The organism is Nostoc sp. LEGE 12447, assembly GCF_015206985.1.
Lineage (GTDB): Bacteria > Cyanobacteriota > Cyanobacteriia > Cyanobacteriales > Nostocaceae > Nostoc.
In genome coordinates this window covers 21,848-42,007 of the sequence record NZ_JADEXT010000043.1, presented here as the reverse complement: position 1 = coordinate 42,007, position 20,160 = coordinate 21,848, and the positions used below count along the sequence as shown (strand labels likewise).

General features: G+C 41.2%; 18 protein-coding genes. 10 read left to right on the top strand and 8 right to left on the bottom strand.

Translation table 11 applies throughout. The features are described 5' to 3' along the window. Nucleotides 1-74 precede the first annotated feature (74 nt). Entirely contained in the window at nucleotides 75-950 is an 876-nt protein-coding gene (locus IQ274_RS29260; protein WP_163928502.1) for an MBL fold metallo-hydrolase, read from the top strand. Between the two features lie 98 nt (nucleotides 951-1,048). Here the strand turns inward: IQ274_RS29260 and IQ274_RS29255 are convergent, their stop codons facing one another. Continuing rightward, nucleotides 1,049-1,234 carry a hypothetical protein gene (locus IQ274_RS29255; protein ID WP_163928479.1) on the bottom strand — a complete coding sequence of 62 codons (186 nt, stop codon included), beginning with the start codon at nucleotides 1,232-1,234 and terminating at the stop codon, nucleotides 1,049-1,051. Between the two features lie 119 nt (nucleotides 1,235-1,353). Between IQ274_RS29255 and dhaK the strand changes: the two genes are divergently transcribed. Next, complete coding sequence (dhaK, locus tag IQ274_RS29250; protein WP_194144313.1) at nucleotides 1,354-2,430, top strand: dihydroxyacetone kinase subunit DhaK; 1,077 nt, start codon at nucleotides 1,354-1,356, stop codon at nucleotides 2,428-2,430. A 42-nt stretch (nucleotides 2,431-2,472) separates the two neighbouring features. Beyond that, a complete protein-coding gene (gene dhaL / locus IQ274_RS29245; protein ID WP_163928504.1) occupies nucleotides 2,473-3,120 on the top strand; it encodes a dihydroxyacetone kinase subunit DhaL in 648 nt (215 codons plus the stop codon). Between the two features lie 22 nt (nucleotides 3,121-3,142). Here dhaL and IQ274_RS29240 read toward each other — a convergent pair whose 3' ends face one another. The 3 genes from IQ274_RS29240 to IQ274_RS29230 form a co-directional block, all read right to left on the bottom strand. Beyond that, entirely contained in the window at nucleotides 3,143-3,736 is a 594-nt protein-coding gene (locus tag IQ274_RS29240) for a Maf family protein (RefSeq protein WP_163928505.1), read from the bottom strand. A 229-nt stretch (nucleotides 3,737-3,965) separates the two neighbouring features. Then, on the bottom strand, nucleotides 3,966-4,511 hold the full coding sequence (gene psbP, locus IQ274_RS29235) for a photosystem II reaction center PsbP (protein WP_194144312.1): 546 nt from the start codon (nucleotides 4,509-4,511) through the stop codon (nucleotides 3,966-3,968). 389 nt (nucleotides 4,512-4,900) lie between these two features. Then, complete coding sequence (locus IQ274_RS29230; RefSeq protein WP_194144311.1) at nucleotides 4,901-5,767, bottom strand: aldo/keto reductase; 867 nt, start codon at nucleotides 5,765-5,767, stop codon at nucleotides 4,901-4,903. A gap of 159 nt (nucleotides 5,768-5,926) precedes the next feature. On the opposite strand from IQ274_RS29230, the gene IQ274_RS36820 reads away from it, so the two are divergent. After that, nucleotides 5,927-6,688: a hypothetical protein gene (locus IQ274_RS36820; RefSeq protein ID WP_228058432.1), complete on the top strand. Its 762-nt coding sequence runs from the start codon at nucleotides 5,927-5,929 to the stop codon at nucleotides 6,686-6,688. 310 nt (nucleotides 6,689-6,998) lie between these two features. Next, nucleotides 6,999-7,268, top strand: a complete 270-nt coding sequence (locus IQ274_RS29220) for a DUF3146 family protein (RefSeq protein WP_372726526.1) — start codon at nucleotides 6,999-7,001, stop codon at nucleotides 7,266-7,268. Between the two features lie 62 nt (nucleotides 7,269-7,330). Here the strand turns inward: IQ274_RS29220 and IQ274_RS29215 are convergent, their stop codons facing one another. The 3 genes from IQ274_RS29215 to ntcA form a co-directional block, all read right to left on the bottom strand. After that, a complete protein-coding gene (locus IQ274_RS29215; RefSeq protein WP_163928508.1) occupies nucleotides 7,331-7,786 on the bottom strand; it encodes a Holliday junction resolvase RuvX in 456 nt (151 codons plus the stop codon). Nucleotides 7,787-7,901: 115 nt separating this feature from the next. After that, nucleotides 7,902-9,392 carry a DUF3084 domain-containing protein gene (locus tag IQ274_RS29210; protein WP_163928509.1) on the bottom strand — a complete coding sequence of 497 codons (1,491 nt, stop codon included), beginning with the start codon at nucleotides 9,390-9,392 and terminating at the stop codon, nucleotides 7,902-7,904. A gap of 168 nt (nucleotides 9,393-9,560) precedes the next feature. After that, on the bottom strand, nucleotides 9,561-10,232 hold the full coding sequence (gene ntcA / locus IQ274_RS29205; RefSeq protein ID WP_010998529.1) for a global nitrogen regulator NtcA: 672 nt from the start codon (nucleotides 10,230-10,232) through the stop codon (nucleotides 9,561-9,563). A 379-nt stretch (nucleotides 10,233-10,611) separates the two neighbouring features. On the opposite strand from ntcA, the gene fabI reads away from it, so the two are divergent. The 5 genes from fabI (at nucleotide 10,612) to IQ274_RS29180 (ending at nucleotide 17,597) form a co-directional block, all read left to right on the top strand. After that, nucleotides 10,612-11,388 carry an enoyl-ACP reductase FabI gene (gene fabI, locus IQ274_RS29200; RefSeq protein ID WP_163928510.1) on the top strand — a complete coding sequence of 259 codons (777 nt, stop codon included), beginning with the start codon at nucleotides 10,612-10,614 and terminating at the stop codon, nucleotides 11,386-11,388. Nucleotides 11,389-11,483: 95 nt separating this feature from the next. Continuing rightward, entirely contained in the window at nucleotides 11,484-12,125 is a 642-nt protein-coding gene (hisB, locus tag IQ274_RS29195) for an imidazoleglycerol-phosphate dehydratase HisB (protein ID WP_163928511.1), read from the top strand. Nucleotides 12,126-12,265: 140 nt separating this feature from the next. After that, nucleotides 12,266-13,249 carry an ABC transporter ATP-binding protein gene (locus tag IQ274_RS29190; RefSeq protein ID WP_163928512.1) on the top strand — a complete coding sequence of 328 codons (984 nt, stop codon included), beginning with the start codon at nucleotides 12,266-12,268 and terminating at the stop codon, nucleotides 13,247-13,249. Nucleotides 13,250-13,786: 537 nt separating this feature from the next. Further along, the gene (locus tag IQ274_RS29185; protein ID WP_163928513.1) at nucleotides 13,787-15,262 is read left to right on the top strand and encodes a polysaccharide biosynthesis/export family protein; all 1,476 of its coding nucleotides are present in this window, start codon (nucleotides 13,787-13,789) and stop codon (nucleotides 15,260-15,262) included. 913 nt (nucleotides 15,263-16,175) lie between these two features. Then, nucleotides 16,176-17,597, top strand: a complete 1,422-nt coding sequence (locus tag IQ274_RS29180; protein ID WP_228058431.1) for a right-handed parallel beta-helix repeat-containing protein — start codon at nucleotides 16,176-16,178, stop codon at nucleotides 17,595-17,597. Nucleotides 17,598-17,888: 291 nt separating this feature from the next. Here IQ274_RS29180 and IQ274_RS29175 read toward each other — a convergent pair whose 3' ends face one another. After that, nucleotides 17,889-20,135: a GumC family protein gene (locus tag IQ274_RS29175; protein WP_194144310.1), complete on the bottom strand. Its 2,247-nt coding sequence runs from the start codon at nucleotides 20,133-20,135 to the stop codon at nucleotides 17,889-17,891. Nucleotides 20,136-20,160 lie beyond the last annotated feature (25 nt).

The following is a 20,160-nucleotide window of genomic DNA, read 5'->3' as shown; positions in this document are numbered from 1 at the left end:
CACTTTTGCTAGCGTAGTGATATAAGGTTTATCGCTCCCCCAGTATACGGTTGGAAGCAAAAGGATTAATTAATATGGCTCATTTAAATCAGCGTCGTCCCCAAAATGTCAACGGCGATTTTTATGTAGATACTACCTGTATTGATTGTGATACCTGTCGCTGGATGACTCCTGAAGTGTTTTCTCGTGTTGATGAACAGTCGGCAGTTTATCATCAACCAACGAATGATACAGAAAGATTAGCAGCACTTGAAGCACTTTTAGCTTGTCCTACTAGTTCTATTGGGACTGTTGAAAAACCAAAAGATATCAAAGTTGCTCAACAAAAGTTTCCAATATTAGTGGCGGAAAATGTTTACCACTGCGGCTATCATTCTGAAAAATCTTATGGTGCTGCTAGCTATTTAATTCAACTTCCAGAAGGTAATATTTTGGTGGATTCTCCCCGGTTTACGCCGCCTTTAGTCAAGCGTTTAGAAGAACTGGGGCCGATTCGTTATATGTACCTAACTCATAAAGATGATGTGGCAGATCATCAAAAGTTTGCGGAGCATTTTCAGTGCGATCGCATCCTTCACACTGATGATATTACTGCGGATACTCGCAATGTAGAAATACAGCTAACTGGTTCTGAAGCATTTACCTTGACTCCAGATTTATTAATTATCCCAGTTCCCGGTCACACCAAAGGGCAAACCGCCCTACTCTACAAAAATAAGTTTCTCTTTACTGGCGACCATCTCGCTTGGTCAGAAAGCTTGCACCAACTGACTGCATTCTACAGTGTCTGCTGGTATTCTTGGCCAGAACAGACTAAATCAATGCGTAATTTGGCTAATTATTCTTTTGAGTGGGTGCTACCAGGTCATGGGCGAAGGTTTCATGCTGATAAAGAAACTATGCGCCAGCAGATGCACAAGTGTATTGAGTGGATGGAATCTTTGGATTGACATTACAACTATTCTCAGGTAAACAGACCACGTAGTAGGGGCGCAAGGTCTTGCGCCCCTACTGAATAGAGTGTACACAAAAGTCTTCTAAAGCTGCCCTACATCTTGACCTGCAATGCTAATGCATCAACCTGCAATGCTAATGCATCAACCTGCAATGCCAATGCATCAACCTGTAATGCCAATGCATCGACCTGTAATGCCAATGCATCGACCTGCAATGCTAATGCATCAACCTGCAATGCTAATGCATCAACCTGTAATGCTAATGCATCGACCTGCAATGCTAATGCAACACTAAAGCTTTCTAGAAGAGAGATTTAGACAGAGGTCAGAATCTATTGCATACAAACCAGAAGCGCTATAACCTGGGTTTTAGAACCCTTTTAAGCAAACACGGATTATGAAAAAGCTGATCAACAAGCCGGAAGACTTTGTGCGGGAAAGTCTAGAAGGTATGGCGGCGGCTCATTCCGATTTAATTAAAGTAAACTATGATCCCACTTTTGTTTATCGAGCCAATGCACCTATACAAGGTAAAGTAGCAATTATTTCAGGTGGTGGCAGTGGACATGAACCAATGCACGCTGGCTTTGTGGGCAAAGGAATGCTTGATGCAGCTTGTCCTGGTGAAGTTTTCACTTCACCTACTCCTGACCAAATGCTAGAAGCAGCAAAGCTTGTAGATGGGGGCTCTGGTATCCTTTACATCGTCAAAAATTACAGTGGCGATGTCATGAACTTTGAAATGGCAACGGAGTTAGCCCGTAGTGAAGGCATTCGATCGCTAAATATTTTGATTGATGACGATGTAGCAGTGAAAGATAGCCTCTATACCCAAGGACGGCGGGGTGTGGGAACAACAATATTGGCGGAAAAAATTTGTGGCGCGGCGGCTGAGGCTGGGTATGATTTGCCACAAATTGCAAATTTATGTCGCCGAGTAAATCTAAATGGGCGGAGTATGGGAATTGCTCTAACATCTTGTACAGTCCCCGCGAATGGAACACCGACATTTGAATTGAGCGATCGCGAAATTGAATTAGGTATCGGTATTCACGGTGAGCCAGGAACAGAACGTACCGCCATCAAACCAGTAGATGAGATTACCGAAGTTTTGACGCGATCGCTCCTTGAGGATGCACCATACAGCCGCACACTGCGCGAGTGGGATGAAGACAAAGGAGAATGGCTAGATGTAGAACTAACAAATCTCCCATTTGCCAAAGGCGATCGCTTATTAGCTTTCGTCAATAGTATGGGTGGAACTCCAGTTTCCGAACTATATATTGTTTACCGCAAACTCGCCCAAATCTGCGAACAGCAAGGATTGCAAATTGTGCGAAACTTAATCGGCCCTTACATCACATCTCTAGAAATGCAAGGTTGCTCCATTACCCTGCTGAAATTAGATGACGAGATGATCCGATTATGGGATGCACCAGTCAAAACACCAAGTTGGTGCTGGGGAATTTCATAATTACGTTAGCGAGTATTCGAGCGTCATTACGAATTACGAATTATGTTGAGTCAGGCGCAGATATTACAATGGTTGCAGGCTTATGCAACCGAGATAGAGCAGAATAAAGCATATTTGACAGAATTAGATGCTGCGATCGGAGATGCTGACCACGGTATAAATATGGATCGCGGCTTTAAAAAGGTAAGTACTCTGTTACTAACTCTCAGAGACAAGGACATCAGCAACATTCTCAAAGCTGTGAGTATGACCTTGATTTCTTCCATTGGCGGTGCTAGTGGCCCTCTTTATGGAACCTGGTTTTTACGAGCTAGTACAGCAGTAGTAGATAAGCAAGAATTAACAGAACAAGATGTGTTAAGGCTATTCCAGGCAGGCTTAGACGGCGTGCTGCAACGTGGCAAAGCGCAACTAGGAGACAAAACAATGGTGGATGTGCTATCTCCGGCTGTAGTCGCTTTTGGGCAAGCTGTAGGAGAAAGTAAGGGAACGCTGGAAGCGATGCAACAGGCTGTAGCATCAGCTCAAAAGGGTTTACAAGAAACTATACCTATGCAGGCGAAAAAGGGACGGGCTAGCTATCTGGGGGAAAGAAGTATCGGACATCAAGATCCAGGAGGGACTTCTGCTTATTTAATGTTGAAAAGTTTGTTAGAGGTATTGGAAAGTGGCCAAACAACTGACCATTGAAAATTAACAATTGGCGCAATAACTATTGCCAGAAATCAGTGACATCGTATCCCAGTTCCGCTAATATGTGCCGGAGCAGGGGTAAACTGAGTCCTATTACATTGCTGTGACAGCCTTCAATTTTTTCAACAAAGAAACTACCAAAACCTTCAATAGCAAATGCTCCAGCACACTTGAGTGGTTCACCTGTGGCAATATATGCTTGAATGGCGCGATCGCTCATTTGAGCAAAGTAAACTCTTGTAACTTGAGACTTGACTATAGTGCGGTTTTGCTCAAGGTCAATTAAAGCGTGACCTGTATACAAGTCGCCAAAGCTACCTTGCATTATCTGCCAACGGGCGATCGCTTCAGAAGTGTCTGCTGGTTTGCCGTAAATTTCACCATTCATGGACAAAACTGAATCACAACCCATAATCAAAGCTGATTCAAACTGCGGGGCTACAGTTTCCGCCTTATATTGGGCAAGAGTTTTAACCAATTCTGCTGGTTCACTTAATTGGATTTGCGACTCGTCAAAGTCACTAGCTCGAACTATCGGTTCAATACCAACAGTTTGCAGCAAGCGGCGACGAGCCGGGGAAGCTGAGGCAAGTACAAAGGGTGGAATTTTCATGAGATTTATAAAAAGCTTGTTAATTGGGTATGGGGTATGGGGTATGGGGCATTGGGCATTGGGAATTGGGCATTGGGAATTGGGCATTGGGAATTGGGAATTGGGCATGGCTCAAGAATCAATAGTTCTTCTGCTTCCCCTGCTTCCCCTGCCTCCCCTGCTCCTCTGCTCCTCTGCTCCTCTGCTCCCTGCTCCTTTGCCCCCTGCTTCCCTATTCCCTATTTCCCAATTAATAGACAGAAAAAGAATTTACAACCTCATCAATCATTCCTTTAACTCTCTGCCAGCGTTTTTCAGGAATTGAGGCGTTGAGGGTAAAAAGTTTGCCACGGCTAACAGCGACGCTGGCGATGTTATGCCGTTGCTGTTTATTGGGAAGTTGAACCTCATACTCTAAAAGGTAGTAGGTTTTACCGTCTACTTCTCGCTCTGCGGCATTGACTAATTCAGCCGAACGACCAGAGTCAGGAGGCGCAAGAGCAGCTTTTCCCAATTTATATCCTACTTCTGTTGGGGTTCCCAATTCTGATAAAGTTTTGCCTTCTGGAACTGGGCTAATCACAACAGAAACGTTTTCAGACACCTCAATCAAATCGTGGAAAACCACATCTGGCCCGTTGGAAACTTTAACTTGTAGCCACCCGTTAGGATATGAAAACTGATAGCCATCACTAGTATCTACAAAGCTTTTGAGTCCAGCCGCAGCTGCTATATCAGAATTACTCAGGCTGAAACTCAACACCAATAGCAAAATTAATACAATTCTTTTCCACATTTATACGAGTTCCTTTGAGCTGGGGACAACACCAGGCTTGCATCATTTCTCGTTTTTATTCTCCCACCAAGCGGGACGCTTCGGATGATGCGTTTCGGGGTTGCTTAAGCGATCGCCTGTTTTTGGAAAGACTGTTTCTTTACATATCCTTTATTTCATCAAATACCCGAATCGTAAGTTATTACGCTGTCTTAAACTAACTAAAAGTGAGCGTAAATATTTGACAACTTTTACTAAATCTAAGTGAGTTGGCACAATAAAACCAAACTATGTAAAGAAAAATGAACTAGGCTAAAATCCTTATACCTATTGCCTATTGCCTGTTGCCTATTACCTGATCTCAACGACAATTATTTACGTTCACTTACTTAAGTTAGCTAGTGAAATGATTAAGTTGCGTGATCAATTTTTTGTACTTCTTCTTCAGATAGTTTCACATTGATAGCTTGTGCTGAGTCTTCAATACTAGAAACCTTGCTAGCACCAGGAATTGGCAAAATAGCGGGCGATTTTGAGCGTAACCACGCTAGAACGATACTATATACTGACACGCCTTTTTCTTTAGCTAAGTTAGCGATCGCAGGAATATCTTGCAAATCCTGATGGCGACGTCTACCACCAAAGGGACTCCAAGGCAAAAATGTCAATTTTTGCTGTTCGCAATACTTCAACACGCCGTCCTTTTCTGGCTGTCGTTGCCAAGGACTGTATTGATTCTGCACCGAGACAATATCTACTACATCTTGTGCCCGCTTAATTTGTTCAACCGAAAAGTTAGAAACTCCCACAAACCTAATCAAACCTACCTCCACTGCTTCTTTCACTGGCGCAAGGGATTCTTCAATGCTGTACTTACTATCGGGTGAATGGTATTGCCAAACATCGATGGGTTTAGCGCCACCTAACGCCTCAAAACTGACTCGAATTGTTTCGCGCAAATGTTCTGGGTTGCCGTTGCTTGTCCAGTTTCCATCGGGACGCATCAAACCGCCTTTAGTTGCCACAATTACTTGGCTAACATCGCCTTTATAACTAGTAAGTGCCTTGTGAATTAGTCGCTCGTTGTGGTGTTTTTCTGACTCATCTTTGCAGTAAGAATCGGCAGTGTCAATAAATGTAATACCCAAATCCAAAGCCCGATGAATAACTTCGATTGATTGCGATTCGGGAGGGCGATTAGAGATTGACATGGGCATACCACCCAAACCGATCGCACTTACAAAGACACCAGTTTTTCCTAGCTGTTTGGTTTCCATGCTTCTAGCTATAGCTTTCTGACCCAATTATCCCAGCTAATCAAAGCTTTTTGAGCGATTTATCATAAATCCTCCCTAGTACTTAGATTTGTTGATAAGTGAATGGGCTACTAAGGGAATACTCTACTCAGGGGTTAAGTATTCTATACACAAGCACTGATGAAAATTGTCGAGGAAACCCGTACCAGATTGCAGTTAAAGCATCGACCACTCAGATATTGGGTCATCGGGTGGTGCATTTTTACTGTCTGTTTAGGCTTCTTGATTTACTGCTTATTTTTTGAGTCTGCTTCAATCAGTCTTAATTGCGATCGCCTCTCGCCAAGCAAAATTAATTGTGAATTGAGACGGTTTAATTTGCTGGGAAGGATGGAGAAACTCAGAATGTTTGATCCCAGTGAAGCATACATTCTCACAAAAACTGGTAGCAAAGGGTCGAAAAGCTATCAGGTTATAATTGTGACTCCATTTAAAGATTTTCCTCTTTTATCCCATCTTAGCTATGAACAAAATCAAGAATTTACCTTGAAAACCAACGATTTTATCAACTCTAGTAAAACTTCTCTATTGGTACAGCAAAATCAGCGAAATTATCTATTTTTCTTAAGTTTATCTATATTAATTATCATGGCGGTCGCTGCTTTTTTTGCCACATCACCTGTAACTACCTGCACCTTCTATAAAAGCATCGATAAGGTCTTTATCGAACGTAAAAGTCTTCGTGGAAATCAAGTTATTGAACATCCACTAGAAAATATTCTGCGTTTTGACATCCAAGAAAAGCAATATAAATACTCTAAGCTTTATCGGTCTGTAATTGTGCTGAAATCTTTCAAAGAAATTCCAATCAATCCACAATACACTGATGAAAGAAGCGTTAGATATACAGTTTCTAGGATACTCTTATTTCTAAAACTTTAACAAAAACTATCCCCACTACTTACCACTATGCCCATAGACTGAAGTCATAGATCGCTGACTTATCTAGAAAGCTGGGGATATTGTCTATCAAAAATGATTTAGGATTTGCTATATAGACACGAAACGCTGAGATTAAGGAAGTTTGAGTCACTTTCAACTGAAATTTTACATTTAGCATTATCCATTAGTACCATTCTGACTCAACTAAAAATACTCACTTTGTCAGTTTGTCTATTTAGACTATGTTTGGTACATAAAATAAGAAGCCAGTCTAATATGAGCGGCTGTTATTCTACACTTGACATAAAGCATTGTGAGTGCTAAAAGACGACTGCCAGAAACCATTGCCCATGTCAGAATCACCCGCCAATCTTGGCAACACGGCTTCCTTGAGGGTGAAGTGAGTGCAGGTGAGTTTGAGTGGCATTTCCAGTGGCATTTTCGCCGGGGAGAACTTGCCGTCAAGCCTTCCCAAGGCCGCGCTTTAATCAAAGAACCCCTTGGTCGATTTTTGGAGCAACAAGATTATCAGCTAGAGCCTGGAGGAGATTATGCTTTTACTATTCGGGCGGAACTTTAAAAGTTAGGAGTTAGGTGAGACGCGATTAATCGCGTCTGTACAGGAGTTAAGGATGTCATTCCTCACTCTTGACTGCTGAGTGTTGATTCTGTGAGGCGGTTTAAATATCTTTCGATTAGGAGAATGGCAACAATGTCATCTATCGGTCTTGGAGGCTGTCGCAGACCTTGTGGCAATAACTTTGTTAGTCCTTTGGGTGGGAACATTTGCCAATAGCGATCGCGTGCTTCTAAGGTTGTATATCGCTCATCTACTAAAATAATACTCAGAGGTTCTGTCAATTCCTGATATAGTTGCTGTCTCCACTGCTTGGCTGTAGTTTGGTCGCCCATCACCATCAAGGAGATGGGAAACTTTTGACGCAGTGTTTCAATGGTAGCGATCGCCTCTTTGGCTAACGCAACCTGATGATAATACAATTGTCGATCCAGTCCCATCACCGCTAACCCACACTTATCTCGACCTGGATCAAACCCCAATATGACTGGTTGCGTTGGTGAAAATTCGCGTAAAGTCATAAGAAATTAAAAATAAAAATTGAGAATTAGAAATCAATAAATGCAATTACAGCAACTATTTTGACTGCTGTTGAATATGTTTAAATCTTACTAATAACAGTGTGCAAATAATGTTTTAAGTACTAAAAATAATTTTTCCGTTGACTATTGCCACTAATTTTACTCTCAATGGCCCGGCTGTATAAGTGTCCTCTGCTGCGATCGCTTTGATTTCTAAGGGTTGATTATACTGTCTTAATTGGGCGACAAAGCGCAAGAAAGTCCCCTCTACTTGCACATCTTCGACAATTCCGGCATTACGGGCCCGAAATTGGGAAGCAGAAATTAGTATTTCCAGCCTTTGCTGTAACTGATACGATGTCATAGTTTTGGAATCGGCACTAGTTGTAGCTAGGACTGCGCCTCCCGAAAAAACCAATTGATTTCGCGCTGTATCGGCGAAAAACTCTATCTGCTTTTCTCCCCTGACGTAATTACCAGCCGAGAAAATTCGCACCACATATTCTTGACCATCGCTAATCTGCTTGCTCAATTGGTCAACCCGATCCTGAGTCACGCGTAGTAGCTCTACATTGGCAGGATTTGCCCCAGGCTCACTTAATTCGAGGTTGGCGTTGCGATTGGCTTCTTGTAAAAGTTGTACCACTGCCTGACGAGCCGCAGCAGGTTGGGTAACACGAATTACAGCACCAGACAAAACTTGACCGCGAACTAAGGCCAACTTACCTAGACGCAGGTCGCGGTAAGACTGATAATATTTTTCCAGCCTGGCAACTTCTAGTTCTAGTTGCTCTTGTTGCGCTTCCAATTCTTTGAGGCGCGATTCCCGTTTGGCAATCACTTCCTCTCGTGCTGCAACTTCTACATTCCGCTTTTGAATCAATTGATCGAGTTGGCCAATTTTTTTATCGCGTTGTTCTATGGCTTCTTGACGGTTAGCCAGTTCGCGATCGCGTTTTTCAATAGCTGTTTTGGCTTCGTCAATGGCTTTTTTCGCTTCAGCGTACAGTCGTTGTCGTTCTGTCTTCAGTAGTTCAACTGCCGCCTGTAGCTCTTTTCTTTGATTGGAAACGCTTTGCAACTCAGCTATGGCTTTTTGGTACTGAGTTACAACTTGTCCTAATTGACCTTGAGTGCGTTGGAGTTGAGTTTGAGTTTGAGCTTGTTGACTAATGGTGCGGTTCAACTGAGCTTGTGTTTGGAGTTGTTTGGCATTTGCTGCCTGTAAAGACTGATTAATTGCCTGTAAGTCTTGTTGTGCTTTTGCTTGGGCAATTCTTGCTTGATTTAGCTCACTTTCTACCTGACTTTTCTGAGTTTCTGCGGTTTTTAGCTGTTCCCGTTTCTGTCTGAGGTCTGTTTGAATATCTTCTAATTCAAAAACTCCCTTTCGCAAGCCTTCATCGGCAGCGAATAAAATTCCTAATGTTGATGCTGAAATCAAACCGCCCGTAAAAATAGTTACCACTACGGCAGTATTTTTCGGACGAAGCTTAAAAAGTGAGAGGCGGGCTTTGCCAACTCGTGTGCCGATGCGATCGCCCACGGTGGCAATTACGCCTCCCAGAATTAAAATTGCTGCGATGAGGATGTATCCGGTGGTCATCTTTAGCTACCGAAATCCTTCCAGATACAGCCTACTACTTTTAAGCATTGTCTGCGGAGAAGTGGAAGTTGGCAATAGCTGAAATTATTCAATTTTAGATTTACCTCTAGCTATTAGTGTCATCTTTCAAAATAGAACACGCGCCGATTCCCCTTTCTCCGATTGATTTTATGTGAATTGCCTACTTAAGGTAACAGGTTTATGCACGGTAATCTTCTTTTTGTGGATAGAAATCATCTTTTTCTCACGCAAATCCCCTAGTAGCCTAGTAACAGTAACACGAGTTGAACCAATTGCTTCTGCGATCGCCTGATGAGATAACTTCAGATCAATAGTTATCCCATCTGCACAAGGAACGCCAAAATCCCGACAAAGAATTAATAAAAAACTCACCAACCTAGAACCCATATCTCGGTGAGCAAGAGTTTCAATCATCATCTCTGTCTGTAAAATGCGCGAAGAAAGACCCCGCAGCATTAACATTGATAATTCTGGATTTTCCTTAAGTGCTTGCTCTACTTGTTCAATTGGGGCTGACAGTAATTCCACAGGGGTAAATGCAACCGCATGGTAAAACCTATCCGACTTATTTCCTGTCAGCAATGACAAAACACCAAAAACACTATTTTCCCGAAGCAATGCTACTGTTATTTCCTCTCCTGCCTCGTACACCCTAGAAAGTTTAACAGCACCTTTCAAAAGAAAATAAACTCGTTCGGCAGGATCGCCAGGAAAAAAGATCGTTTTATTGCGTTCAAACGTTTCCACAACTGGCGGAAACGCCCCGGTCGCCATCTGACGAAATACATTTGCTAGGGCTTTATCTTGTGTCACGATCATCTCCCTTCCCCTACCCAATGCCGGAAAAACAAAAACTGATTACCTAAGAATACACCCGAAAAATGAATAAAGCACCGTCAACCTTTCTGTACTTTCCTATACTCAAACTAATCGCTTCATAACTGTTTGTTTATAATGATACATAATTGTTGATCCTTTCAGCTACTAATTGTTGATAAGTAGTTCCAATAACTGTATTAAAAAGGGTTTTTTAAAGAACAAATAAAGATATCTTGAGAAAATCTTTAGGAAAAATCAAGATTTTTGTCATAGCAAACACCCTTCTCAATATTCATTTTTGCAAATCCTGTATAAAACAAAGACAAACGTGCCTCAGATTCTAGTATGCTCCTAATGATCGATCGCATTAACAATTTCTATGCTGAATCTGACTGGAAAAAATGCTCTTGTTACAGGTATTGCCAATAACCGCTCGATCGCCTGGGGCATCGCCCAACAGCTGCATAAAGCCGGAGCAAACCTGGGTATTACCTACCTGCCGGATGAACGCGGCAAAATGGAGAAAAAAGTTGCGGAGTTGGTAGAACCCCTCAACCCAAGCTTATTTCTTCCTTGTAATGTCCAAGATGAAGAACAGATTCAATCTACCTTTGAGACAATTCGTGAGCAATGGGGGAAGCTAGACATTCTCATCCATTGTCTGGCCTTTGCCAGTAAAGACGATTTAAGTGGAGACTTTAGCCAAACCTCTCGTTCTGGCTTCAACACTGCCTTAGAAATCAGTACCTACTCGCTGGTGCAGTTAAGTGGTGCAGCGAAACCTTTGATGACTGAGGGAGGTAGTATCGTCACGCTGACATATTTAGGCGGTGTTAGAGCAATCCCTAACTACAACGTTATGGGAGTTGCTAAAGCAGGGTTAGAAATGAGCGTGCGTTACCTAGCTGCTGAACTAGGGCCGAAAAATATCCGCGTCAATGCCATCTCCGCAGGCCCCATCCGCACCTTAGCATCTTCAGCAGTGGGTGGAATTTTGGATATGATTCATCATGTCGAAGAAGTAGCTCCCCTGCGCCGTACTGTCACTCAGCTAGAAGTGGGGAATACTGCCGCTTTCTTATGTAGTGATTTGTCCAGTGGTATTACCGGACAAGTTCTATATGTAGATGCAGGATATGAAATTATGGGAATGTAAGATAATTTGGGGAGTAGGGAGTCGGGAGTAGAGGGAGTAAGTAAAAAATTATTCTTGCCGATTCCCCATTCCCCATTCCCCATTCTCCACTTCCCATGCAAACAACCAATCGCCAAGTTAATTCAAACTACGACCAGTCAACTAAAACCCCTCGGATTGCCACTATTCACCGCACTACTGGTGAAACTGATGTACAAGTTACCATCAATTTGGATGGTAGAGGAACTTGCACGGCAGCAACAGGCATTCCGTTTTTGGATCACATGTTGCATCAAATTGCCTCCCACGGGCTGATTGATATAGATGTCCAAGCCAAGGGAGACTGGGAAATTGATGACCATCACACCAACGAAGATGTAGGCATTACTTTAGGCCAAGCTTTCAACCAAGCACTAGGCGACAGAAAAGGTATTGTCCGCTTTGGTAATTTTCTTGCGCCATTGGATGAAGCTTTAGTTCAGGTAGCGCTAGACTTTTCTGGACGGCCTCACCTCAGCTACGGCTTGCAAATTCCTACCCAGCGCGTAGGAACTTATGACACCCAACTCGTGCGCGAATTCTTTGTAGCATTGGTGAATCATAGCCAAATGACACTCCACATTCGGCAACTGGATGGCATTAATTCCCACCACATCATAGAGGCGACATTTAAAGCCTTTGCAAGAGCAACACGGCTAGCAGTGGAGATTGACCCCCGTCGTGCTGGTCTAATTCCCAGTTCTAAAGGCGTTCTCTAAAAGTTGTAAAAAGGGGCATTAGTTATTTCCCCTATAGTCTCCAATCCCCAATAATTGACACACGACTTGGTGATGGTTATTATCAGCCTACTAGGTAACTTGTAATTAATACCAAGCTGGTTATTAGTGGTTGAACCAAGATGAAGTCTGTTGCAGATGACCCTGATTCTCAACTTAATACGGCAGACACTCCGCCAGTAGTCCTAACTTCTGAGTTGCGAAAAGTCTATCGCACTGGTTTTTGGCTAAATCAAAAAGTCGTATCTCTCAAAAACTGTTCTTTAACGGTTTACAAAGGTGAAACCTTTGGGTTGCTAGGGCCAAACGGTGCTGGTAAAACCACCCTTTTAAAATTGTTGCTGGGAATTATTCATCCCACTTCTGGACGGGGATTTTTATTGGATAAGCCTATAGGCGATCGCAGTGTTAAGCAACATATTGGCTATTTGCCAGAAAATCCCTATTTGTATGACTATCTCACTGGCTGGGAATTTTTGCAGCTAGCTGCTGGACTATTCCAAATTCCCCAAAGTGTCCAACGCCAACGCATTCCCCAACTGCTGGAATTAGTAGGTTTATCCCAAGCTGATGCTCGCAAAAAGCTTTTACGCCGCTACTCAAAAGGAATGCTACAGCGTGTTGGTATGGCACAGGCGCTAATTAATGAGCCAGATTTAGTTTTTCTCGATGAACCCATGTCTGGTCTCGATCCGGTGGGACGTTACCAAATGCGGGAAATCATCTTGGCACTAAAAGCTGCTGGAAAGACGATTTTTTTCAATAGCCACGTTCTTAGTGAAGTAGAACAGATTTGCGATCGCATTGCCATCCTTGCTCAAGGTGAACTAATTTGCTCTGGTTCCCTTAATGAACTTTTAGGCGTAGAGAACACATATCATGTAAAAGGTCAAGGTGGTGACTGGGAAATTCTCAAAAAATGGATACCCACTCTCAGATTTGAACCTGATGGTTCCTGGCAAGGTACACTACAAGACGATTACTATGATTTCCTCGCTAGTGTTCGTCTGATGGAAGGTAAAATTATTGCTATGAACTTGTCACGTTACTCCCTAGAAGAGTTTTTTATTCAACAAATTCAAAGAAAAAATAACTCTGTTAATTAATTTCGTTGCCAAATACTCAATTATAGATTTTTTTGAACAACGTATATACGTGGTATCTTTTTACAGAATAACCTTAAATTTCCGCCTTTTTGAGTTTATCTTTGCTCAATCCAACTCACAAAAAAACTAAATTTCGACCTTTTTTCAAGATTATTTGTAGTTAATCAATAATGGAGTTCATAATTTTTGCAAAAATTACTACTAATAGAATATTTAGAATCACAGGTTAAGTGTCATTTAATTGACTTTGGTAGAAATGCGTTATTCGTAAGTACCTATTTACATAACAGACAATTTTTTATATAAACTGCGTTTATCTCCGTAAGTCACATATTTTTTGATAATCCCCATATTCAAGTTTGCTCAACTTTAAATTAACTTCACTAAAAATTCAAATTCAATAAACAAATTTCCTCCGGAAAATTACACTTTTCGGGGAAAATAAGAGTGTTGGGGAACTTGAATACTTAGGTATAGTCAAAATAAAAATGTTTAGACAGTACTTTATTAATCGTAGTTTCAGAATCTAAGGTAAATATGCTTAACACAAGTTTGTTTAAATTCAAATTCCTAACTCAGCCAGTTGTGGGTGTGGCTTTGTTAAGTGCTGTCAATGTCGCTGTGCCATTTGCGAGTCTAGCTCAGGGACAACCATTACCACCAACGACACAAACACCAAGCACACAAACACAATTAGATACTAATTATTCATTAGGAGGCGGCGATCGCATCCGGGTAAATGTATTTGAAGTACCTGAATATACAGGAGAATACCAAGTTCCCCCAGGTGGAGCAATCAACCTACCTTTAATTGGCAGTGTGTCAGTCCTCGGTCTAACAACTGAACAGGCTGCTGACGAAATTGCTAGAAGATATGCTCGCTTCCTCAAACGTCCCTTAATCTCAGTCAATTTGTTATCGCCTCGTCCTATCAATGTTTTCGTTGCCGGAGAAGTGACACGTCCAGGAGCTTACACTCTTAGCTTGAGCGGAGGCGCGGGAGACAATCCAGGCGTACAGTACCCCACTGTATTAGCTGCATTGACAACAGCACAGGGCGTAACCTTGGCTGCGGATGTGAGTCAAATTCAATTAAGGCGTAAAATCGGACGTTCTTCAGAGCAAGCCGTTAGTGTCAATTTGAAGGAACTTATCCAAACAGGTAGGTTATCACAGGATATTACCTTGCGTGATGGAGACACCATAGTTGTGCCAACAGCAACCAACTTCAACGTGGCAGAATCTCGTAATATATTTGCATCTAACTTTGCTGCCAGCCAAACCACGCCTCGCACGGTAACAATTATCGGTGAAGTTAATCGTCCCGGTTCGTATCTGGTCACCCCAGCCAGCACAGATGCTCAGGGGGGCGCAGCAACTAACAGTGGTACTGCTAATCCCAATGGTCTACCAAACGTGACACGGGTTATTCAACTAGCTGGGGGAATTACAGCACAAGCTGATGTTCGTAATCTCAGGCTACGTCGACTTACAAGAACTGGCTCAGAACAAGCTATAGATATTAACCTTTGGCAACTATTGCAGAGTGGCGACGCTAGTCAAGACATCATCGTGCAAGACGGAGATACAATTGTTATTCCGACGGCAACTGAGATTAACCCCGCAGAAGCTACTCAATTAGCTACCACTACTTTGTCTCCTACACGTATTCAAGTTGGTGTGGTAGGTGAAGTTAAAAAACCAGGGTTAACAGACGTTCAGCCGAATAGCTCTTTAAATCAAGCTATACTGGCAGCTGGCGGATTTAATGATGCCAGAGCTAGTAGCAGTGCTGTTGATTTGATTCGCCTCAACCCTAACGGTTCTGTCACTAAACGCATAGTAAAAGTGGATTTTTCTGCTGGCATTAATGAGCAAACTAATCCCATACTCCGCAATAATGATGTTGTTGTAGTCAACCGATCGGGTTCCGCTAAGACTGGCGATACCATAAACACTATCACTGGTCCTCTCGGTGTTATCTTTAATCTTCTGAACTTGTTCGGACTCTAGCCTAATATACAGATGTGAATTGGGGGCGTTGCTTAAACTTCTCCGTCCCCAAAATTACAATATCTATATAGTCAAAGAGATTGATTGCTCTTGGTGTATTCTCTTGCGAGAGAGCAATATTCATCTCTCTTGAACTGTTCTCCACAATAACCACCTCTTTTATTAACTGAACTTACGCACTCAAAACCAGAAAGCTCGATCCCTCTTAAAAAAAAGCGAGTATCTCTTACGCGTAAGTATTAGTTAAATTACAGCAGTTGCCAGTAAATGAAATACACTTCTCCCGAACGCTTTCCAGATACTCTTATTTGACCATAGGATAAGACAATACTAGATTACATAATAAATTCTTTATATTTTATACTAAATTTTATAAAAGTCTAAGCCTTATTACTGAGCTTCAAATTCCGTAAACAGAAAGCTATCACTGAAGTTTCTGAATTTGTCATTGATATACCCTTTAAAACTTTGTTTTAGTTACTCTGATTTTTTATGATAATGAGAATACTTTAGAAGGTAAAGATTGTATAATCTACTCCCTGCAAGACTTGGTTCCTCGATCTAATTATCATTATCATAAGAATTATTTAAGTAAAATAACTGTTTAATGACAGATATACTATCTTAACTACAGATACCGCGTATACACAGTAGAATGATGTCCAATTAGAAATGATGTCATTTGTACGGTTGGTTTGTGTCCATTAATGGGATGACTCTGGATACTGAGAATTTTTTCAGTACTTTTACCAGATAGTTGCCATTTTTTTAACACTGCCTAGAAAACATTTCAGCGATATTTACGTGGAAATGCTCAGGTGTAAACCTGATAAACCGTTTATAAACTTACAAATGGCAGTTACACGACCGTATCCAATACTGACTTACTGACCAAGGCTAGAGTTACTGACCGTTGACGATTCAGTTTTTGCAATATACCCTATTTTTCCCTATGATGATTCATGGTTTAGGCTTTCTCAGTTTAAGTGCATCTCTTGTACTCCCCTGGGCGTTAACAGGTCTGGTTCAAGGACAGAGAATAACAGAGTCTTTAGTTAAAGACGTTCGTCAGTTATCCACCGATCAAAGCACACCACTACCAAGTCGCAAGCTGATCAGCCAGGTTACAACTACAACATACTATGTTAGTGGTAGCGGAAGCGACAAAAATAGCGGACTCACTCCGTCATCTGCCTTTAGGACAATTCAAAGGGCAGCAGACCTAACTAGTCCTGGCACTACAGTACTGATCATGGATGGAGTATATAAGAATACTTACTCTAGCGGTTCAGCACTAGTAATTAAACGCTCTGGAACGGCAAATTCATGGATTACCTATAAGGCATATCCTGGAAATAAGCCAAAAATTCAGCACAATGGATGGAATGGAATTTCCATTGAAAATGGAGCCTCATATATTGAGATAAATGGTCTGGAGGTTGCAGGGAACAATACCAATATAACCCTGAGTTATGCGCTGAGTCAGAAGTATAATACATCCAACCCACTGACGAGTGGAAACTGCATAAATATAGATGGACGAAAAAATGGTCGTTCCCACCACATACGTATTCTCAACAACAAGGTACATGATTGTGGCGGTGCGGGTATTTCAGTTATTGAATCGGACTATGTAACAGTGGACAACAACGAGGTATATAATAATGCCTGGTACTCACCATACGGGGCTAGTGGGATTTCACTGCTCAACAATTGGAATTATGATAAGAACCTGAACTATAGGATGTATGTTACCAGAAACAAAGTCTACAATAATCAAATGTTTGTTCCCTGGTATTACAATGGAAAGTTCCAAGATGGTAATGGTATTATTGTTGATAAGTCACGAGATAATGGGTATCAAGGACGTACTTTGATTGCCAACAATATCTCATATAAAAATGGTGGTACGGGCATTCATACCTTTTCAAGCGATCATGTGGATATTGTCCACAACACTGTTTATCTGAATAACCAGACTAAGGAAATTACTCACGGACAAATAATGAGTAATTATTCAGGTGATGTCAAAGTTATCAATAACATCATTTATGCTGCGGCTAACAAAACAATAAGTACGAATAATAAAAGTACCAACACTACTTTTAACTACAACCTCTACAACAACAATGGTTCTCGTGCAGTTTCTGTGGGACCTAACGATATTATGGCAGATCCACAATTTGTAAATCCCTCAGGTGGTGACTTTAGAATAAAGGGAACTAGTCGGGCCATCAACAATGGTTTTAAGTGGAATAATTTGAAAAATGATTATTTTGGTAAATATCGTCCTGTCGGTGCTGGATATGATATTGGGGCACACGAATATCAGTAACCGTAATATTGTGTCCTGAAATCTACACCCTACAATCTACAACACATAGTTCTGTCAGGCTGAAGTCTAGAGTTATACAAAATAATAAGCCTACCTCTGAAAGTAGGCTTATTGTTTTTTTGCTAAATAATTAAACAGATATGATACAAGTATCCCAGCAGAATTAATTATTGATGTTTTACTAGGCAAGAATTTCAGCCAAGTTATTGTGTAATTAATACTGTACTATTATTTACCAGTTATGGTATTAAATTAACTGGTAAGACAAAATCCTAATTTATTTAACTTATTTTATACAGAAGTTTTATCTGGAATACGTTTTTTTAGCTTTGTCTCTTTTGCCAAATCTTGATGAGTAAAGTATTGTTTAACATGGTTGAAATAACTACTAGATTCATTTTTATCAATGATACCATTCACAACTAAACCTAATACGTTGTGACTTGATCTCTCTAGCATTTCTTGAGCGGCAGATGCACTGTTAGAATCAATTACCCCAGGTCGAGCGACTAACAAAATCCCATCAGTCATTTGGCTTATAGTCAAAGCATCGGCTGCCAAAAGCAAGGGAGGAGCATCAATAATTACAAAATCATATTTATATTGAGATGAAAAACTTTCAATTAGCGATGCCATCCGCTTTGAGTCAAGCAAAGCCAGTGGATTGGGAGGTCTAGAGCCAGCAGTTAAGACATCAAGATTATCCATTACTTTAGATAAAGCAACATCAAATTCAGTCTGACCTATAAGAACTTCACTCAAGCCATCTGCATTACTTACTTCCCACAGATGATGCTGAGAAGGAACTCGCATATCTGCATCTATTAGTAAAACTTTACGTCCTAATTGAGCGATCGCTGTTGCCAAATTAGCTGAAACTGTAGACTTGCCTTCTTTAGGAACTGCGCTAGTTACCACGATGGTTTTCAGAACTTTATCTGAACTCAGGAATTTCAGATTCGCTTGAATCATTCTGTACATTTCGCTAGTTAAAGAGTAAGGCGTATCTCTGACAGCAATTGTTTGATTTATTGATTCTGCGTTTGAATAACGGGAGCGAATCTTTTTAACAGACAAAGGCACAATTCCTAACAAAGTATATCTAAATATATCTCTGATTTCTTGAAGGGTTTTCAGAGATCTATCTCTCATACCTAGAACAAGAACTGTTGTAGTAGCCAAGAATAAACCGAACATTACTCCTATTACTAAAACAATAATTTTTTTGCTTTCTACTGGCTTATCGGGCACTATAGCCTGAGCAATAATCCGCGAGCTGGCTGTATTTGTATTCTCAACTAACTGTAATTCTTGAACCTTTTTCAACAGAGTTTGATATGTTGATTCTGCGACTTCAACTTTTCGTTCTAACTCCCTCTGATTTTGTGCTAGTTGGGGTATGAGTTTAACGCGCTTTTCGTATATAGAACGGGAGTTATATAAAGAGGAGAGTCTTTTTGCTAAACCAATGCGCTGTATTTCCGATTGCAGAAAATTTTGGATCAGATTTTGTCTTAGTTGTCCAATCTGTAATAGGTTCTGTGAAACTTCTGTTTTATTGCCAACAGTCTGACCAATTTGCTGTTGTAAGAGAGATTTTAAGCTAGCTTTCTTTGCTTCTAAGTTAACAACTACAGGGTTGTCATCTAGGAAACGGCTACGCTCAATTGCTAGCTGTCGGTCAGTTTCTTGAAGTTGTGCAAGAACTCCCTGCACTGCCGGTGACTGACTAAGGGCACTCACAGCGATCGCTTCCTGAGAACTTAGCTCTACTTTCTGGCGCAGTTCATTGGTTTGGGCGTTTACCTCATCCAGCTGAGCCTTAACAGTATTCATCTCATTGTCTAGATTTCCAATAGTTGAAACAGCTGACTTTGTCTCCTCTGACAGATCTGCTATCTGATACTTCTGTTTAAATATACGTAGTGCTACTTCTGTATTATTAACAACTTCTTGAGTTTTAGGAAGCTGCCTGGCAATAAATTGACGAGTTGCTGCCGCCTCAGAGCGATTTGTCAGAATATCATTATCTAAATAAAGATTCATTATTGTGTTGACCACTGCTGCTGATTGCTCGGGGTCAGGACTGGTATAGCTAATTCGCAATACATCTGTTGCACTAACAATTTTCAGGGTCAAAGATTTCCGCAGCTTTTCTACTTCTAGAGGTTTACCTTCTTTGTCTTTCAGTTGTAGCTTATCTATTGTCTTCTGCAATAAAGCAGGGGAAGAAATAACTTCTATCTGAGTGTTTATCGGATTTTGAGTTGCTAGCAGTGATTTTAAATCCCCTGCATCTCCTCCTTCTGTATTACTAGGCAAAAGACTAGCTCCTACTACTTTAAAAGAAGGAATTCTAAATAATAGTTTTCCTTCGGCTTCATAGGATGGCTTCATAAATTGTGTAGCTATAGCACTGAGAATAACTGTAGCTGTAAATATCGCAGTAGCAGGTAGCCACCATCGTTTCAATATGAATAGGTAACGACTGAGGTCTAAATCAATAGATTCTCTAGATTCCGTAGATTTTTCTGACATAAATCTTCCCAAATACAGATATTAA

What these genes read in the sequence shown, in the direction of transcription:
- IQ274_RS29260 (WP_163928502.1), top strand. Translation starts at nt 75, where the DNA reads ATGGCTCATTTAAATCAGCGTCGTCCCCAAAATGTCAACGGCGATTTT.
- dhaK (WP_194144313.1), top strand. Translation starts at nt 1,354, where the DNA reads ATGAAAAAGCTGATCAACAAGCCGGAAGACTTTGTGCGGGAAAGTCTA.
- dhaL (WP_163928504.1), top strand. Translation starts at nt 2,473, where the DNA reads ATGTTGAGTCAGGCGCAGATATTACAATGGTTGCAGGCTTATGCAACC.
- IQ274_RS29240 (WP_163928505.1), bottom strand. Translation starts at nt 3,736, where the DNA reads ATGAAAATTCCACCCTTTGTACTTGCCTCAGCTTCCCCGGCTCGTCGC.
- psbP (WP_194144312.1), bottom strand. Translation starts at nt 4,511, where the DNA reads ATGTGGAAAAGAATTGTATTAATTTTGCTATTGGTGTTGAGTTTCAGC.
- IQ274_RS29230 (WP_194144311.1), bottom strand. Translation starts at nt 5,767, where the DNA reads ATGGAAACCAAACAGCTAGGAAAAACTGGTGTCTTTGTAAGTGCGATC.
- IQ274_RS36820 (WP_228058432.1), top strand. Translation starts at nt 5,927, where the DNA reads ATGAAAATTGTCGAGGAAACCCGTACCAGATTGCAGTTAAAGCATCGA.
- IQ274_RS29215 (WP_163928508.1), bottom strand. Translation starts at nt 7,786, where the DNA reads ATGACTTTACGCGAATTTTCACCAACGCAACCAGTCATATTGGGGTTT.
- IQ274_RS29210 (WP_163928509.1), bottom strand. Translation starts at nt 9,392, where the DNA reads ATGACCACCGGATACATCCTCATCGCAGCAATTTTAATTCTGGGAGGC.
- ntcA (WP_010998529.1), bottom strand. Translation starts at nt 10,232, where the DNA reads ATGATCGTGACACAAGATAAAGCCCTAGCAAATGTATTTCGTCAGATG.
- fabI (WP_163928510.1), top strand. Translation starts at nt 10,612, where the DNA reads ATGCTGAATCTGACTGGAAAAAATGCTCTTGTTACAGGTATTGCCAAT.
- hisB (WP_163928511.1), top strand. Translation starts at nt 11,484, where the DNA reads ATGCAAACAACCAATCGCCAAGTTAATTCAAACTACGACCAGTCAACT.
- IQ274_RS29190 (WP_163928512.1), top strand. Translation starts at nt 12,266, where the DNA reads ATGAAGTCTGTTGCAGATGACCCTGATTCTCAACTTAATACGGCAGAC.
- IQ274_RS29185 (WP_163928513.1), top strand. Translation starts at nt 13,787, where the DNA reads ATGCTTAACACAAGTTTGTTTAAATTCAAATTCCTAACTCAGCCAGTT.
- IQ274_RS29175 (WP_194144310.1), bottom strand. Translation starts at nt 20,135, where the DNA reads ATGTCAGAAAAATCTACGGAATCTAGAGAATCTATTGATTTAGACCTC.